The sequence below is a fragment of the Mycobacterium sp. MMS18-G62 genome, from assembly GCF_053877835.1.
In genome coordinates, this window is sequence record NZ_CM132662.1 from 5,225,208 (window position 1) to 5,240,588 (window position 15,381).

Sequence of the window (15,381 nt, forward strand, 5' to 3'; positions counted from 1 at the left end):
GCGCTACCGGGTCGCGGCGTGGACGGCCGACGCGAAGGCATCGCCGCGATGGCCATAGCCGCTGAACTGATCGAAGGACGCGCCCGCCGGAGCCAGCAGCACGGTGTCGCCGGGGCTGGCCAGGCCGCGCGCTGCCTCGACGACAGCCGCCATCACCGCGTCGCCGACGGAGGCGTCGCCCGGGTCGATCACTCGAGTCACACCGGCATCAGTTTTCCCAAACACCCCAGAATCCTCCCCTGTCACAACCTCGACGACGGGGACATCCGGGGCGTGTCGCGATAACGCGTCGCGTACGAAAGACCGGTCACGGCCGATCAGCACGGCGCCGACCAGGCGATTTGCCACCGCGGTGACCATGTCGTCGACCGACGCACCCTTGAGTAGGCCGCCAGCGATCCAGACCACCCGTGGGTAGGCGGCGATTGAGGCCTGTGCGGCATGGGGGTTGGTGGCCTTGGAGTCGTCGACAAACGTCACACCGTCGACGACCGCGACCATTTCGGCGCGGTGCCTGCCCACCTGAAACGTCGTGAGTGCTTCGGCAATCGCGTCGGGCGGCGCACCGACGGCGCGGGCCAGCGCGGCCGCTCCCAGCGCGTCGAGCACACCGACCGGGCCGGTCACCGGGATCGTCGCCGTCTGCGCCAGGGCCAGATCGTTTGCGAACGCGTTGTCGATCAGCACGCCGTCGCGCACGCCGAGCTCACCGGCGCCCGGCTCGCCGAGCCGGAAGCCGACTCGTACCGGCGCGGCCGCGGTCTGCAGCAGCCCGGCCGCCACCGGGTCGTCGAGACCGGCGACGGCCACCCGGCCGTCGAGCACGCGGGCCTTGTCGCGGGCGTAGGCGTCCATCGAGCCATGCCAGTCGAGGTGGTCTTCGGCGACGTTGAGCACCACACCGGCATCGGGACGCAGCGACGGCGCCCAGTGCAGCTGGAAGCTGGACAGTTCGACGGCCAGCAGGTCGGACGGTTCGGCGAGCACGTCGAGCACCGGATTGCCGATGTTGCCGCACAACACCGCGCGCATACCGGCGGCTGTCAGCATCGCGTGCAGCATCGAGGTCGTCGTCGTCTTGCCGTTGGTGCCGGTGACCACCAGCCACCGCCGCGCCGGGCCGAACCGGCCCGCTTGATCGAGCCGCCATGCGAGCTCGACGTCTCCCCAGATCGGGACACCCGCAGCGGCCGCGGCGGCCAGCACCGGCGCCGTCGGCGCGAAGCCGGGGCTGGTGACGACGAGGTCGTAGTTCGCGATGTGCGTGACCGCGTCGGCGGTGGTGACCACCGACGCAGGCGTGATCAGCATCTGCAGCGCTCTGGGGTCGTCGTCGCAGATAGTGAGCCGCACGCCCATCGGCTCCAGTACGGCGCTGACGGACCTGCCGGTGATGCCCGCGCCGGTGACCAACACCCGGGCCCCTGCGGCCAGCGGCGCGAGGTCGGTCACGTCAAGCCCCGACGGTGGTCAGCCACTCGCTGTAGAACAGCGCCACCCCGAGGCCGCACGCGATCGCGGTGAGTAACCAGAAGCGAATGATGACCGTCGTTTCCGCCCACCCGACCAGTTCGAAATGGTGGTGAAACGGCGCCATCCGAAACACCCGGCGGCCGGTGGTCCGGAACGCCATGATCTGCACCACGACAGAGGTGACCTCGGCGACGAACAGTGAACCGAGCACCACCGCGAGCATCTCGGTGCGGCTCGCGATCGACAAGCCTGCGATGATGCCGCCAAGGGCCAGAGAACCGGTATCGCCCATGAAGATCCGCGCGGGCGCGGCGTTCCACCACAGGAAGCCGATGCACGCACCGGCGGTTGCCGCGGCGATGATCGCCAGGTCGAGCGGGTCGCGCACGTTGTAGCAGCCAAGGCCGGGACTGGTCGCACACGCGTTGCGGAATTGCCAGAACGTGATCAGCACGTAGGCCGCGCAGACCATCGCCATCGCCCCCGCCGCCAGCCCGTCGAGGCCGTCGGTGAAGTTCACCGCGTTGGACCACGCGCTGACGATGACCACACAGAACAGCACGAAGATGGCCGGCGCCAGGGTCACGGTCGCGATCTCGCGGACGTACGACAACTCGGCGCTGGCGGGCGTCAGCCCATCGGCGTTGCGGAACTGCAGCGCCAGCACGCCGAACAGCACCGCGGCCGCAAGTATGCCGACGGTCTTGGCGGTCTTGTTGAGGCCGAGGTTGCGCGCGCGCCGGATCTTGATCAGGTCGTCGACGAACCCGACCGCTCCCAGCGCGGTGGCCATGCCGAGCACGATCCAACCCGAGGCCGACGGTCCCTTGCCGTCCATCACCACGCCGATCAGCTGGGTGCCGAGGTATCCGGCCCAGATGCCGGCGACGATGGCGACGCCGCCCATCGACGGGGTGCCGCGCTTCTTGTGGTGGCTCGGCGGTCCGTCCTCGCGGATTTCGTGACCGAAGCCCTGGCGGGTGAACAGCCTGATCAGCACCGGGGTGAGCAATATCGAAACCGTCAGCGCGATGCCGACGGCGATGAGGATCTGCCTCATCCGCGGGTTTCCCGGCTGTCGTCCAGCAGCGCGTCGGCCAAAGCGCCCAGTCCAGCGGCGTTGGACGCTTTGACCAGCACCACATCGGTTGGCTGCAGCTCGGACTTCAGCAATGCCAGCGCGGCGTCGGCGTCGGAGACGATGGTGGCCTCGGAGCCCCACGACCCCTCCATGACCGCCCCGTGGTGCATGGCGCTCATAGACCTCCCGGTTCCGACGACGATGAGTCGAGACACATCTAATCGCACCGCCAACCGGCCGATGCGGTCATGCTCCGATATCGCGTCGTCGCCGAGCTCGGCCATCTCCCCCAGCACCGCCCAACTGCGCCGCTTCTTCCCGCCTTCACGGGCGATGGCCGCGAGTGCCTGCAGGCCTGCCCGCATCGAATCGGGGTTGGCGTTGTAGGCATCGTTGATGACGGTGACGCCGTCGTCGCGCGTCGCCACCTGCATGCGGTGCTTGGAGACCGGACCCGCGCCCGCCAGCGCCGCGGCCACCTGCTCGAGGCTTGCTCCGCATTCCAGCGCGACGGCGGCCGCGCACAGCGCATTGGACACCTGATGGTCGCCGTGCACCGCCAGAGCGACGTCTGTCTGGCCGTCGGCGGCGTGCAGCGTGAAGCGTGGCCTAGCGAGCGCGTCGAGTGTCACCGGGCCGGCCCAGACGTCAGCACCGGGGTTGCGGCTCACCCGCACGATGCGGGCCGACGTCTTGTCGGCCATTGCGGCCACCGCGGTGTCATCGGCATTGAGGATGACCACGCCGGACGACGGAACAGCTTGGGGCAGTTCGGCTTTCGTCGCGGCAATCGCCTCTCGAGAGCCGAACTCACCGAGGTGGGCGGTGCCTACGTTGAGCACCACCGCGATCGATGGCGGCGCGATCGCGGCGAGCGCGGCGATGTTGCCGGGATGACGCGCCGACATTTCGAGGACGAGATAGTCGGTGGCTTCCGTCGCGCGCAGCACCGTCCACGGGTGGCCCAGCTCGTTGTTGAACGACCCGGGCGGGGCCACCACTTGACCGAGCGGGGCGAGCACGGCGGCCAGCAGATCCTTGGTCGACGTCTTACCCGACGAGCCGGTGACGCCGACGACGGTCAGCCCGCCTGCCACCAGCTCGGCAGCGACGGCGGCGGCCAGCCGCGCCAATGCGGCCAAAACCGCTGCGCCCGAACCGTCGGTGTCGTATTCCAGCACGCTGGCGGCGGCGTCCTGGGCGGCTTGCGGCTCGACGACGATCGCGGGCACGCCGACCGGGCGGGCCGCCAGCACCGCCACGGCACCGGAGCCGACTGCGGCCGCGGCGAAGTCATGGCCGTCGGAGCGCGCGCCGGGCAGCGCGAGGAACAGCCCGCCGGGAGTCACTGCGCGCGAATCGAATTCGACAGTCCCGGTGACGCGGGTGGCGGCGGCCTGCTCGGGTGTGATGTCTGCCAGCCGACCGCCGACGATGTCGGCGATCTGGGCGATGGTCAAGTCGATCACGAGCGGTGCCCCCGCGCCTCGAGTGCCGCGGCGAGTTCCTGACGGTCGTCGAACGGCCGGGTCTTTCCGCGGGTGGTCTGGCCGGTCTCGTGGCCTTTTCCGGCGATAAGCACCACGTCGCCAGGCTGGGCCCATGCGACGGCGTGGTCGATGGCCTCACGGCGGTCGCCGATCTCGACGACGTCCGCGTCCGCGCTTTGGGAGGCGGCGCCTGCCATGATCGCGGCGCGAATGGCGGCGGGATCCTCGTCACGCGGGTTGTCGTCGGTGACCACGACCAGATCGGCCAGCTCGGCGGCGACGCGGCCCATCGGTTCGCGTTTACCCGGATCGCGATTGCCGCCCGCGCCGAACACGATCGCGACCCTGCCGCCGGCCTCCTCCCGCAGCGTCTCGAGCACCGCCCGCAGCGCGCCGGGTTTGTGTGCGTAGTCGACCAGCGCGAGGAAAGTCTGGCCGCGGTCGATCGGCTCGAGGCGACCGGGAACCGTCGCGCTGCGCAGGCCAGGCGCTGCCTGTTCCGGTGACACCCCGACCGCGTCCAGCAGCGCGGCCGCCAGCAGGCAGTTGGCGACGTTGTAGCGCCCCGGCAACCCGATCCGCAGTCCGTGGTGCACGCCCGCAGGGTCGACGGCGACGAATTCCTGAGCACCGAGCTCGACACGGCGGATGTTCTCGGCACGCCAGTCGGCGTCGCGTCCCGTCGCGCTGATCGATACCGGCCGATGCGCGAGCCGCGCCATCGCACGGCCGGCGTCGTCGTCGATGCAGATCACCGAAAGGCTTGCGTGCGTTGAAGATTGCGGGTCGAATAGCCGCGCCTTGGCGTCGAAATAATCCTCCATCGTCGGGTGGAAGTCCAGGTGGTCGCGTGACAGGTTGGTGAAGCCGCCGACGGCGAACTTCACCGCGTCGACACGACCAAGGCTCAGAGCGTGGCTGGACACCTCCATCACCACCGTGTCGACGCCGTGTTCGACCATGACGGCCAGCAGCGCCTGCAACTCCGGCGCCTCAGGGGTGGTCAGTGCGCTGGGCACGTCGTTGCCGTCGATGCGGATGCCGACCGTGCCGATCAGTCCGGCGACGCGCTCGGCCGACCGAAGCCCGGCCTCGACCAGGTACGTGGTGGTGGTCTTGCCGGAGGTTCCCGTGACGCCAATGACGCGCAGCTTCTCCGACGGGTATCCGTAGACGGCGGCCGCCAGCTCACCGAGCACCGAGCGCGGCGAAGGGTGAATGAGCACCGGGACATCGACGTTCGGTCCCATCTCGGCGATTCCTGCGGCGTCGGTCAGCACCGCGACGGCCCCACGCGCCACCGCGTCAGCCGCATAGCGGCCGCCGTGCGCGGTGGATCCCGGCAGCGCCGCGAACAGGTCGCCCTGCTGGGCGTTCTGGCCTCGCAGCGTCACCCCGGTGACCCGGACATCGGGAACCGCGACACCTTGTGCGGGCACCGCCCGCACCGCATCGGCCAGCCGCCCGAGCGATTGGCCGACCGGGTGGCTCGGACGCGAATTCATAGCCATGACACAGTACCGACCGTGTCCTGGGCCGCCCTTGCCTCAGGTGGCCTGAAGCGTGAGCGGCGGCCCTGGATCGGGTGAAAGCGGCACGTTGTCGCGCTGCAGCAGCCAGGCCGCGATGTTGTGGAACAGCGGCGCCATCGTCGTGCCGGGCAGTCCTTCGGCCGTCCGCTGCGGATTGTCGGCCATGATGCCGACGACGTAGCGGGGATCGTTGGCCGGCGCCATGCCTGCGAACGTGATCCAGTAGACGTTGTCGTAGTAGCAGCCGCATCCGGGGTTGATCTGCTGGGCGGTGCCCGTCTTGCCCGCGATCTGATAACCCTCGACCGCAGCAAGCGAACCGGTGCCCTGCTGGATTCCCATCGGATCTCGTTGCACGGTGGCGCGCAGCATCTGACGCACGGTCTGCGCGGTCTGCGGCGACACCACCCGCACACCTTCGGGCCTCGGCTCGTCGGTGTGGGTGCCGTCCGGCGCGATCGTCGTCTTGATGATGCGCGGCGGCATGCGCACGCCGTCATTGGCGATCGCCTGGTACATGCCCGTCATCTGCAGCAGCGTCATCGAAAGGCCTTGCCCGATAGGCAAGTTGGAGAATGTGCTACCTGACCACTGGTCGATCGGCGGCACCAGACCCGCGCTCTCGCCCGGCAGCCCTACACCGGTGCGCTGACCGAGGCCGAACTTGTTCAGCATGTCGGCGTAGCGCTCCGGGCCGATCCGCTGCGCCAGCATCAGTGTGCCGACGTTGGACGACTTTCCGAAGATGCCTGTCGTGGTGTACGGCATCGTGCCGTGTTCCCACGCGTCGTGCACATTGACGCCGCCCATATCGATCGAGCCGGGCACCTGCAGCACCTCGTCGGGGTTGGACAGCCCGAACTCGATCACCGAAGCCGCGGTGACGATCTTGTTGACCGAGCCCGGCTCGTACGGCGACGACACCGCCGGGTTGCCCAGATCGCGGTCCTCTTGTTTGCCGATGTCCTGGCTCGGGTCGAACGTGTTGTCGTTCGCCATCGCAAGTACTTCACCGGTTTTCGCGTCCAGCACCACGGCCGCCACGTTCTTGGCGCCGGAGGCGTTCTTGGCCTGCTGGACTTGCTGCTGGACGTAGAACTGGATGTCGTCATCGAGCGTCAGTGCCACCGTCGAGCCGTCCACCGCATCGTGGCGGTTGCGGTAGCTGCCGGGGATCACCACACCGTCGGAGCCGCGGTCGTAGGTGACGGAGCCATCGGTGCCCGCGAGGACGGCGTCGAGTGAATCCTCAAGTCCCAGAAGCCCGTGGCCGTCCCAGTCGATACCGCCGACGATGTTGGCCGCCAGTGATCCGCCGGGATACTGGCGCAGATCCTGGCGCTCCGAACCGACCTCAGGGAATTTGGTGATGATGGCGTCGGCGATGGCCGGGTCGACCGCACGCGCCAGGTAGACGAACGAGTCGTTGCCGTTGAGCTTTTTCAGCACGGTGGTGGCATCGGGTTTGTTGTTCAGCCGCAAGGCCACTTCGGCGGCGATGTCGCGCAGGCGCTTCTGGGGGTCCGGCGCCTTCGGCGTTTTCGCCTTTGCCTCTTCGAGCTGCTTGCGGATCTTGACGGGCTGGAACGTCAGCGCGCGGGCCTCGATGGTGAACGCCAGCTTGTCGTTGTTGCGGTCGACGATCGCACCGCGCACCGCCTTCTCGACGTCGGTGACCTTCAGCTGACCCGCCGCTTCGGCGCGCAGGCCCGCGGCCCTCGGCACCTGCAGGCTGAACAACTGGGCGCCGGCGATCACCAGCACCAGGAAGATGACGGCATTGCCCACCCGATGCCGGAACACGAATGACGCACTGCGCAAACCATTTTCGGTGATCGGTTGGCGTATCCGGCGTGACTTGGCCGAGCGTTCCTGGGTTTTTGGTGCCCCGCGGCGACCCTGGTTGTCGCCGCGGCTCATGCGCCAGGCCCGGGAACCGGGGCGGCGACAGGAGCCGGCGCCGCTGCGTCCAGCGGGGCGGCCGGTAGTTCGACCGGCGACGCGGTCGGCGCCTCGGCCGGGGGCTGCGCCGGGCCGAGTGCCGGAATCTGCGTCCCGACAGCGTGCGGAACCTCGGCGCCCGGCGGCACCGCCAACGGCGCGGCGGGCGAAACAGGCATCGGCCGTTCGACTCCCGGCATTGGAGCCGGTGTGGGCGCGCCTCTCGGCGGCATGCGGACGGTGACCTCCCGCGGCTCCACCACACGCGGTGCCGGCGGCGGCGGTGGCCCCGGCGGCGCCTGGTCGGGCACCGGCGTGTTCAGCGGCGGCGGCGCAACACCCTCAGCGGGTTTCGGGGTGCCGACCACGACCCAGTTGCCCGCCGCATCCTGCACCAGGTGCGCGGTGTCACGCGACGGGATCATGCCGAGATTGCGCGCGGCCTCGGCCAGCGCCGGGGCGGCCTGCGCCTCGAGCACCTGCCGTTCCAGCGCTTCCTTCTGTTGCAGCAGCGCCTGATTGGTCTCGCGGGCGTGGCTCAACTGGTAGGAGCGCTCGGCGGCGTCTGTCGAAAGCCACAGCGTCACACCAAGTCCAAGCCCGAGCGATCCGATCACCAGCACCACGAACGGCACCCTTGCGACCAGCGTGCGCGGATTGAGGTCGATCGAAGACAGCTTGACGAGGAGGCGCTCACGCAACGGCGGGCGTACGACCTTGGGCGCCTTGGCTTTCCGTGCCTTGGCCCGCGCCTTGGCCTGGCTGGCATTCTTTGCCCGGGCAGGGCCGTCGGTGGGCCTGGGAATCGGATTGGTTGCGGGCGCGGAGCGCTGGGGCCGCTGCTCACGCGTGGGCTTGCGTCTACGTGGCGGGGCGTCGGCAGGGCGTCGCGCCGCGTTACGGGCCGGCTTCCGCGACTTGCGCTCGTCGGTGTCGCGCACCGTGGCTCCTCGCTTGACCTTCATCGTTGTCCCCCCACCTTTTCCAGTGCCCGTAGCCGCACCGATGCGCTACGTGGATTGAGTGCGATTTCCTCGGGGCCTGCGCGCTCCGCGCCGCGCGTCAGGGCGACGAATTCCGGTTCGTGCCCAGGCAATTCCATCGGTAAGCCAGGCGGCGTGCGCGACGCCGTCGCGGCGGCGAACTGGTTTTTGACGATGCGGTCTTCCAACGATTGGTAGGCCATCACCACGATTCGGCCACCGGGGCCGAGCGCTCCCAGTGCCGCGGGCAGCGCGTCGCGCAGTGAGTCCAGCTCTGCGTTGACGACGATCCGCAAGGCCTGGAATGTCCGCTTGGCGGGATGCCCACCGGTGCGGCGCGCTGGTGCGGGAATCGCCTCGTACAACAACTCGACCAGCTCCCCGGTGGTGGCGAACGGGCGGCGGGCCCTGCGGCGCACGATCTGAGCGGCGATACGGCTCGCGAAACGCTCTTCGCCGAACTCACGAAGCACGCGTGCGAGTGTCTTCTCGTCGTAGGTGTTGATGACCTCGGCGGCCGTGAGCGGCGCGTCGGGATCCATCCGCATGTCCAGCGGAGCGTCGGCGGCGTAGGAGAAACCGCGTTCAGTGCGGTCCAATTGCATGGAGGACACGCCGAGGTCGAACAAGATGCCGTCCACTTCGGTTGTCCAGTGGGCGGTTTGGGCGAGCACGCCCTCGATTCCGTCGTAGCGGGTGCGGACCAGCATGACGCGATCGCCGAACTGCGCGAGCCGCTCACCGGCGATCCACAGCGCGTCCGGGTCGCGGTCGAGCCCGATCAGCCGCAGACCGGGGAACTCGGTGAGGAACCGTTCGGCATGTCCGCCGGCGCCCAGGGTGGCGTCGACGAGCACGGCACCCTCGCCGTCCGGACTGTTGCGGGTGAGCGCGGGCGCCAGCAGCTCAACACAGCGGTCGAGCAGAACGGGAACGTGTCCGTGCGCCATGTCGTCGGGCATTTCAGCGCCTCCCATGAGGGGTACCCCTGCACCCGGGTCCCTGTCCGAGAGCGCGGACCTGGCGTTGGGGAAGTACGCCAGGGCCGGTTCGGGCAGAGGCCACGATGCACGGGCAACCTGTGGGTTCGCCGCCGGCTCAGATGATGTCGTGCAGAGATTCATCGGTGGCCGCGGAGAAGTTCTCTTCGTGGGTCTGCTGATACTCCTGCCATGCTTGGGCGTCCCAGATCTCCAGGTAGTCAACCGATCCGATCACCACGCACTCCTTCGAGAGGTTGGCGTAGCGGCGGTGATCAACCGACAACGTGATCCGGCCTTGCGTGTCGGGGTGCTGTTCGTCCGTGGCTGCGGCGAGGTTTCGCAGGAATGCGCGGGCTTCCGGATTGCTCCGCGACGCCTGCGACGCCCGTCGAGCCAGCTTTTCGAACTCGGCGCGCGGATATACGGCAAGGCTGTGGTCTTGGCTCTTGGTGACCATCAATCCTCCTGCCAGCGCGTCGCGGAATTTGGCGGGCAGCGTGAGCCGCCCCTTGTCGTCGAGCTTGGGCGTGTAGGTGCCCAGAAACATCCGGCCACCTCCTACCACTCGGAGCCCCGGTCGCTCCGTTATCCGCCACTTTACCCCACAATCCCCCACAGTGCTCCATTTGGCAGCAAAAATCGCGGCAGTGTCCCCACCTGGCCCCCGAATCGGGCGCATGCGGGTGACCTAGAACAGGAGATGACGGCGGATGGCCGCTAGAAACCGCAGGTAGATCGCTTTCAGGGCTGCGGTGGGGCGCTGTGGGGGGATTCGCGACGCGCCGCGCATAAAAAACGGGGTAGCCCGTTGTGGGCTACCCCTAGGTTCGGCGTGGGCCTATTCGTCGAAGCGACGGCGGAACCGGTCTTCCATCCGACTGGTGAACGAACCGCCTCCGCCCTTGGCGCGCTTCTGCCGCGGCGCGCCCGGCTCCGAGCCGCGATCACGGCCGCCGGCCACCCGCGGGCCGGTGATGGCGTAGACCACGCCGCCGAACATCACCACGAATCCGACGACAGACAGGATCGGAAAACTGCCGATCATGGTGGCTTTGAACGCAACACCGGACACCAGCATCGCCAGACCGATCACGAAAAGTGCGGCGCCTTGCAGCCGGCGCCGAGCCGAGGGAGCGCGCAGAGTTCCGCCACGAACGCTCGATGCGAACTTGGGGTCCTCGGCATAGAGCGCGCTCTCGATCTGGTCGAGCATGCGCTGCTCATGATCGGAGAGTGGCATTCGTCCCTCCCTTGCCGGCCCGGCCGTCTCAATTCAAACTCGTGTCCGCCCGCATTAACGGGCAACTAACAGTAATGATACGAGGTCAATCTGAGCGGTACCACCTAGTTCGCCGGTCGATTCTATGACGTACACCGCGACTGCCAACCAGCGCCTCGCCCAACCAATAATGGTGTTGACCACACCGCACAACAGCGCGCGAAGGGGCGATACGAAGTTGGCGACATTTCTGATCGATCTGTCGCCGAGCGATATGCAACGCCGGCTCGGTGACGCGCTCGGCATCTACGTCGATGCCATGCGCTATCCGCGCGGCACCGAAGAGCAACGCGCGTCGATGTGGCTGGAGCACACCCGCAGGCAGGGCTGGAAGGCGGTCGCCGCGGTGGAGGCGCCCGGCCAACACAGGCAAGATGCGGACCGATCCGCGGCCGCCCTCGGCGGCGCTGAAATGCTCGGAGTCGCATACGGCTATTGCGGTGCGCCGGACCAGTGGTGGCAGCAGCAGGTGGTGGCAGGCCTGCACCGTGTCGGCGCGGACTCGACCCGCATCGCCGAGCTGATGACGAGCTACTTCGAACTGACCGAGTTGCACATCGCGCCGCGAGCTCAGGGCCGCGGCCTGGGTGAGGCGCTGGCCAGACGGCTTCTCGCGGACCGCTGTGAGGCGCACGTGCTGCTGTCCACGCCGGAGATCAACGGCGAAGCAAACCGGGCCTGGCGGCTGTACCGGCGGCTCGGATTCACCGACATCATCCGCGGTTACCACTTCGCCGGGGATCCGCGGGCGTTTGCGATCCTTGGCCGGTCACTGCCCCTTTAGACAGGCGAATCTGGCACGATGACCCCGTGCCCGATCATTCGCCAGGGGCAAGACGCCGCTTTCTCGCGATCGCGTTGCTGTTGCTCGTGCTGCCAATGGCCGTCGGGTGCGTGCGGGTGCGGGCATCCATCACGGTCTCCCCCGACGACCGGGTTTCCGGCCAGATCATCGCGGCGGCAAAGCCTCGCAACGCCGACGACAAGGGTCCACAGCTGCTCAACAGCCTGCCGTTCGCACAGAAGGTGGCCGTCTCCGACTACAGCCGCGACGACTACGTCGGCTCCGAGGCCGTGTTCTCCGACCTCACCTTCGCCGAAGTCCCGCAGCTGGCGAACATGAACCGCGACGCGGCCGGGGTCGACATCTCCCTGCGCCGCGCCGGTGACCTGGTAATTCTCGAGGGCCGCGCGGATCTCACCTCGCTCAACGACCCCGAAGCCGACGTCTCGCTTTCCGTCTCGTTCCCCGGCGAGGTGACGTCGACCAACGGCGACCAGGTGTCGTCCGATGTCGTGGAGTGGAAGTTGCGGCCCGGTGTGGTCAGCACGATGAACGCCCAGGCTCGCTACACCGACCCCAGCGCACGCTCGTTCACCGGTGCGGCGATCTGGCTTGCCGTGGCGTCGTTCTTGGTCGCGTGCATCGTCGGCGGGCTGGCGTACACGAACCGCGACCGCTCCCCTCGCGTCGGCGATCCGGCCGACCAGTCGCGGTGACTCCGATGCACATACCCCTGGTGAGTCCACGTCTGACTTGGTAAAAAACCAGTCGCACGCTCTACTCTGAATGCACTCGGGGGCGAGTAGACGCCGATTGACGAAAGGGGCGCCCGCTGAGCGTGGATGCAGCGGCACCGTCGGCCGTCGAGTTGGCCGGCGCCGTCACCGACCAATTGCGGGAGTATCTCCGCGATCGCCGCCGCGACTCTGCCTATATCGGCGCCGACTATGCGCAGCTGACCGGCGCCCTCGAGGAGTTCGTTCTGCGCGGCGGTAAGCGGCTGAGGCCGTTGTTCGCCTATTGGGGCTGGCGCGCGGTCGCCGAAGCGCCTGACAACCTCCTCGATCCAGGCGTGATACGCCTGATTTCGGCACTAGAACTGCTGCATGCCTGTGCGCTGGTGCACGACGATGTGATCGACGCGTCCGCCACCCGCCGCGGGCTTCCCACTGTGCACCGGCTGTTCGCCGACAAGCACCGCACGAGCGATTGGCACGGCTCACCCGAGCAGTTCGGGATGTCGGCGGCGATTCTGCTCGGTGATCTCGCGCTGGTATGGGCCGACGACATCGTCGCGACCGCCGATCTGCCGGTCGACGCGCACCTGCGGGTGCGACGCGTGTGGTCGGCGATCCGTACCGAGGTGCTCGGCGGGCAATACCTGGACATCGTCGCCGAATCCAGCGGCGCGGACACCGTGGCCTCGGCGATGACGGTCAACATCTACAAGACCGCCTCGTACACGATTTCTCGGCCGTTGCAGCTCGGCGCGGCCGCAGCCGCCGACCGTCCCGAAGTGCTCGACGCGTTCCACGAGGTCGGCACCAACCTCGGGGTGGCGTTTCAGCTGCGCGACGACGTGCTCGGCGTGTTCGGCGACCCCGCGGTGACCGGGAAGCCGTCCGGTGACGACCTGCGGTCTGGCAAGCGAACAGTGCTGCTGGCCGAGGCCGTCGAGCTGGCGGAGAAAATGGATCCCGTGGCCGCCAAGTTGTTGCGCACGTCGATCGGCACCGATCTGTCGGATGCGCAGGTCAAGGAACTGTGTCTGGTGATCGAGTCGGTCGGCGCCCTCGCCGCCGTCGAGGGCCGCATCGACGTGCTGACCCGCCGCGCGCTCGAGATATTGAACGCCGCCCCCATCGACGTGCAGGCCAAGGTTGGCCTTTCCGAGCTCGCCAGATTGGCCGCGAACCGGTCCGCCTAGGAGCATGACAATCCCCGCGCCTGCCGAGGCTCCGACAACCGGTGTTGCCCAACATGTTTGGCGGCTGAAGTCATTTGCGGCATCCCCTGCCGCTCGGCCCGCACTGCTGGGCGCGCTTGGCGCCATCCTGATCACCGCCGGCGGGCTTGGCGCCGGGAGCACCCGTTTGCACGACCCGCTCCTCGAGTCGATGCACCTGTCGTGGCTTCGCTTCGGGCACGGCTTGGTGATGTCGTCGGTGCTGTTGTGGGCAGGCGTTGCGTTGATGCTCGTCGCCTGGCTGTGGCTTGGCCGCCGCGTGATCGACCGCACGGCAACCGAATACACGATGATCGCGACCACCGGCTTCTGGCTGGCACCGCTGTTGCTGAGTGTGCCGGTGTTCAGCCGCGACACGTATTCGTATCTGGCGCAGGGCGCACTGCTGCGCGATGGCTTCGACCCCTATGTCGTCGGCCCGGTGGACAATCCGAACTCCTTGCTGGACAACGTGAGTCCGATCTGGACGACGACGACCGCACCGTACGGGCCCGCGTTCATCTTGGTGGCGAAGTTCGTCACACTGTTGGTCCACAACGACGTCGTCGCGGGAACCATGCTGCTGCGGCTGTGCATGCTGCCTGGCCTGGCGCTGCTGATCTGGGCGGCGCCGCGGGTCGCCCGTCACGTCGGCGCCAACGGGGCTGCCGCGCTGTGGATATGCGTGCTCAACCCGCTGGTGATCATCCATCTGATGGGCGGTGTGCACAACGAGATGCTGATGGTCGGGCTGATGATGGCCGCCATCGCGCTGACATTCGGCCACCACCACATCGCCGGTGTCAGTCTGATCGCCGCCGCGGTGGCCGTGAAAGCCACGGCGGGGCTGGCGCTTCCGTTCATGGTCTGGGTGTGGATGCGAGACATTCGCGACCGGCGTGGGTATTCGCCGGTGAAGGCCTTCGCGGTCGCCACCGCAGCGTCGGCGCTGATCTTCGTCGCGGTGTTCGCGGTGTTGTCCGCCGTCGCCGGGGTCGGCCTCGGCTGGCTGACCGCCCTGGCCGGATCGGTGAAGATCATCAACTGGCTGACCGTGCCGACAGCGGCGGCCAATCTGGTCAACGTCTTCGGCAGTCTGCTCTTTCCGGTGAACTTCTACGCGGTCCTCGACGTCACCCGCATCATCGGTATCGCGATAATTGCGATTTCACTTCCGTTGCTGTGGTGGAGATTTCGCCACAACGACCGCGAGGCGCTGATAGGCATCGCACTTGTGATGGCCGTCGTGGTGTTGTTCGTGCCCGCGGCGCTGCCGTGGTATTACACCTGGCCGTTGGCGATTGTGTCGGCATTGGCGCAGTCGCGGTCGTCGATTGCGGTGATCGCCGGGCTTTCCACCTGGATCACCGTGATCTGGAAACCCGATGGTGCACACGGCATGTACTCGTGGCCGCACGTACTGCTCGCAACCGCATGCGCCGGGGCCGCGTTTTATTCGCTGTATCGAGCGCCCGAACCTAGTACGCCATCGCCTGAGCCCGACGCACCACTTCCCGGGCCTGATGCGAATGCAGCGCGTCCACCGGCCGGGCATTAGTCTTCCGTTCCGTCGCCCCGTCCCGCCTGATGGTCAGCGACGGGTCGGGCGTGAAAAGCCACCGCACGATCTCGGTGTCGTGGTATCCCCCGTCGTGCAGGACGACAAGAAGTCCGGTAAGGCACTTGACCACGTGACCGGTGTCGTCGAAGAAAATCTTGGGCACCACCACCACACCGTCGCGGCGCACCGCGATCAGGTGGCCTTCACGCAATTGTTGATGCACCTTGGTCACAGGAACGCCAAGCAAATCGGCGACGGTCGGTATGTCGTAGACGGCCTCGCCAGGGTCCAGAACGTCGTCGGCGGCCGGAATGCTGCTCACCGCACCG

Annotated in this window: 14 protein-coding genes; 4 read left to right on the forward strand and 10 right to left on the reverse strand. The window is 67.8% G+C overall.

Going from position 1 to position 15,381, the window contains the following annotated elements:
• Positions 1–3: 3 nt before the first annotated feature.
• The 9 genes from murD to ACWW36_RS26075 all read right to left on the reverse strand — a co-directional run bounded on the left by murD (position 4) and on the right by ACWW36_RS26075 (position 10,723).
• Complete coding sequence (gene murD, locus ACWW36_RS26035; RefSeq protein ID WP_456138821.1) at positions 4–1,452, reverse strand: UDP-N-acetylmuramoyl-L-alanine--D-glutamate ligase; 1,449 nt, start codon at positions 1,450–1,452, stop codon at positions 4–6.
• A 1-nt stretch (position 1,453) separates the two neighbouring features.
• A complete protein-coding gene (mraY, locus tag ACWW36_RS26040; protein WP_456138822.1) occupies positions 1,454–2,533 on the reverse strand; it encodes a phospho-N-acetylmuramoyl-pentapeptide-transferase in 1,080 nt (359 codons plus the stop codon).
• A complete protein-coding gene (locus tag ACWW36_RS26045; protein WP_456138823.1) occupies positions 2,530–4,023 on the reverse strand; it encodes a UDP-N-acetylmuramoyl-tripeptide--D-alanyl-D-alanine ligase in 1,494 nt (497 codons plus the stop codon). The genes mraY and ACWW36_RS26045 overlap by 4 nt, the downstream gene beginning before the upstream one ends.
• On the reverse strand, positions 4,020–5,549 hold the full coding sequence (locus ACWW36_RS26050) for a UDP-N-acetylmuramoyl-L-alanyl-D-glutamate--2,6-diaminopimelate ligase (protein ID WP_456138824.1): 1,530 nt from the start codon (positions 5,547–5,549) through the stop codon (positions 4,020–4,022). The genes ACWW36_RS26045 and ACWW36_RS26050 overlap by 4 nt, the downstream gene beginning before the upstream one ends.
• 42 nt (positions 5,550–5,591) lie before the next feature.
• Positions 5,592–7,496, reverse strand: coding sequence for a peptidoglycan D,D-transpeptidase FtsI family protein (locus ACWW36_RS26055; protein WP_456138825.1), 1,905 nt, complete (start codon positions 7,494–7,496; stop codon positions 5,592–5,594).
• The gene (locus tag ACWW36_RS26060) at positions 7,493–8,482 is read right to left on the reverse strand and encodes a hypothetical protein (protein ID WP_456138826.1); all 990 of its coding nucleotides are present in this window, start codon (positions 8,480–8,482) and stop codon (positions 7,493–7,495) included. Before ACWW36_RS26060 ends, ACWW36_RS26055 begins: the two co-directional genes overlap by 4 nt.
• Positions 8,479–9,624 carry a 16S rRNA (cytosine(1402)-N(4))-methyltransferase RsmH gene (gene rsmH / locus ACWW36_RS26065; RefSeq protein ID WP_456138827.1) on the reverse strand — a complete coding sequence of 382 codons (1,146 nt, stop codon included), beginning with the start codon at positions 9,622–9,624 and terminating at the stop codon, positions 8,479–8,481. The genes ACWW36_RS26060 and rsmH overlap by 4 nt, the downstream gene beginning before the upstream one ends.
• The gene (gene mraZ, locus ACWW36_RS26070; RefSeq protein WP_456138828.1) at positions 9,599–10,030 is read right to left on the reverse strand and encodes a division/cell wall cluster transcriptional repressor MraZ; all 432 of its coding nucleotides are present in this window, start codon (positions 10,028–10,030) and stop codon (positions 9,599–9,601) included. Before mraZ ends, rsmH begins: the two co-directional genes overlap by 26 nt.
• 291 nt (positions 10,031–10,321) lie before the next feature.
• The gene (locus ACWW36_RS26075) at positions 10,322–10,723 is read right to left on the reverse strand and encodes a DUF3040 domain-containing protein (protein WP_456138829.1); all 402 of its coding nucleotides are present in this window, start codon (positions 10,721–10,723) and stop codon (positions 10,322–10,324) included.
• A gap of 217 nt (positions 10,724–10,940) precedes the next feature.
• Between ACWW36_RS26075 and ACWW36_RS26080 the strand changes: the two genes are divergently transcribed.
• From ACWW36_RS26080 to ACWW36_RS26095, 4 genes are all read left to right on the forward strand, one after another.
• Positions 10,941–11,546, forward strand: coding sequence for a GNAT family N-acetyltransferase (locus tag ACWW36_RS26080; protein ID WP_456142628.1), 606 nt, complete (start codon positions 10,941–10,943; stop codon positions 11,544–11,546).
• Positions 11,547–11,641: 95 nt separating this feature from the next.
• On the forward strand, positions 11,642–12,262 hold the full coding sequence (locus ACWW36_RS26085) for an LppM family (lipo)protein (protein ID WP_456142629.1): 621 nt from the start codon (positions 11,642–11,644) through the stop codon (positions 12,260–12,262).
• 122 nt (positions 12,263–12,384) lie between these two features.
• Positions 12,385–13,473, forward strand: a complete 1,089-nt coding sequence (idsA2, locus tag ACWW36_RS26090; protein WP_456138830.1) for a bifunctional (2E,6E)-farnesyl/geranyl diphosphate synthase — start codon at positions 12,385–12,387, stop codon at positions 13,471–13,473.
• Between the two features lie 4 nt (positions 13,474–13,477).
• Entirely contained in the window at positions 13,478–15,049 is a 1,572-nt protein-coding gene (locus ACWW36_RS26095) for an alpha-(1->6)-mannopyranosyltransferase A (RefSeq protein WP_456138831.1), read from the forward strand.
• Here ACWW36_RS26095 and ACWW36_RS26100 read toward each other — a convergent pair.
• Entirely contained in the window at positions 14,970–15,374 is a 405-nt protein-coding gene (locus tag ACWW36_RS26100; RefSeq protein WP_456138832.1) for an Rv2175c family DNA-binding protein, read from the reverse strand. The two genes, ACWW36_RS26095 and ACWW36_RS26100, sit on opposite strands and share 80 nt — an antisense overlap.
• Positions 15,375–15,381 lie beyond the last annotated feature (7 nt).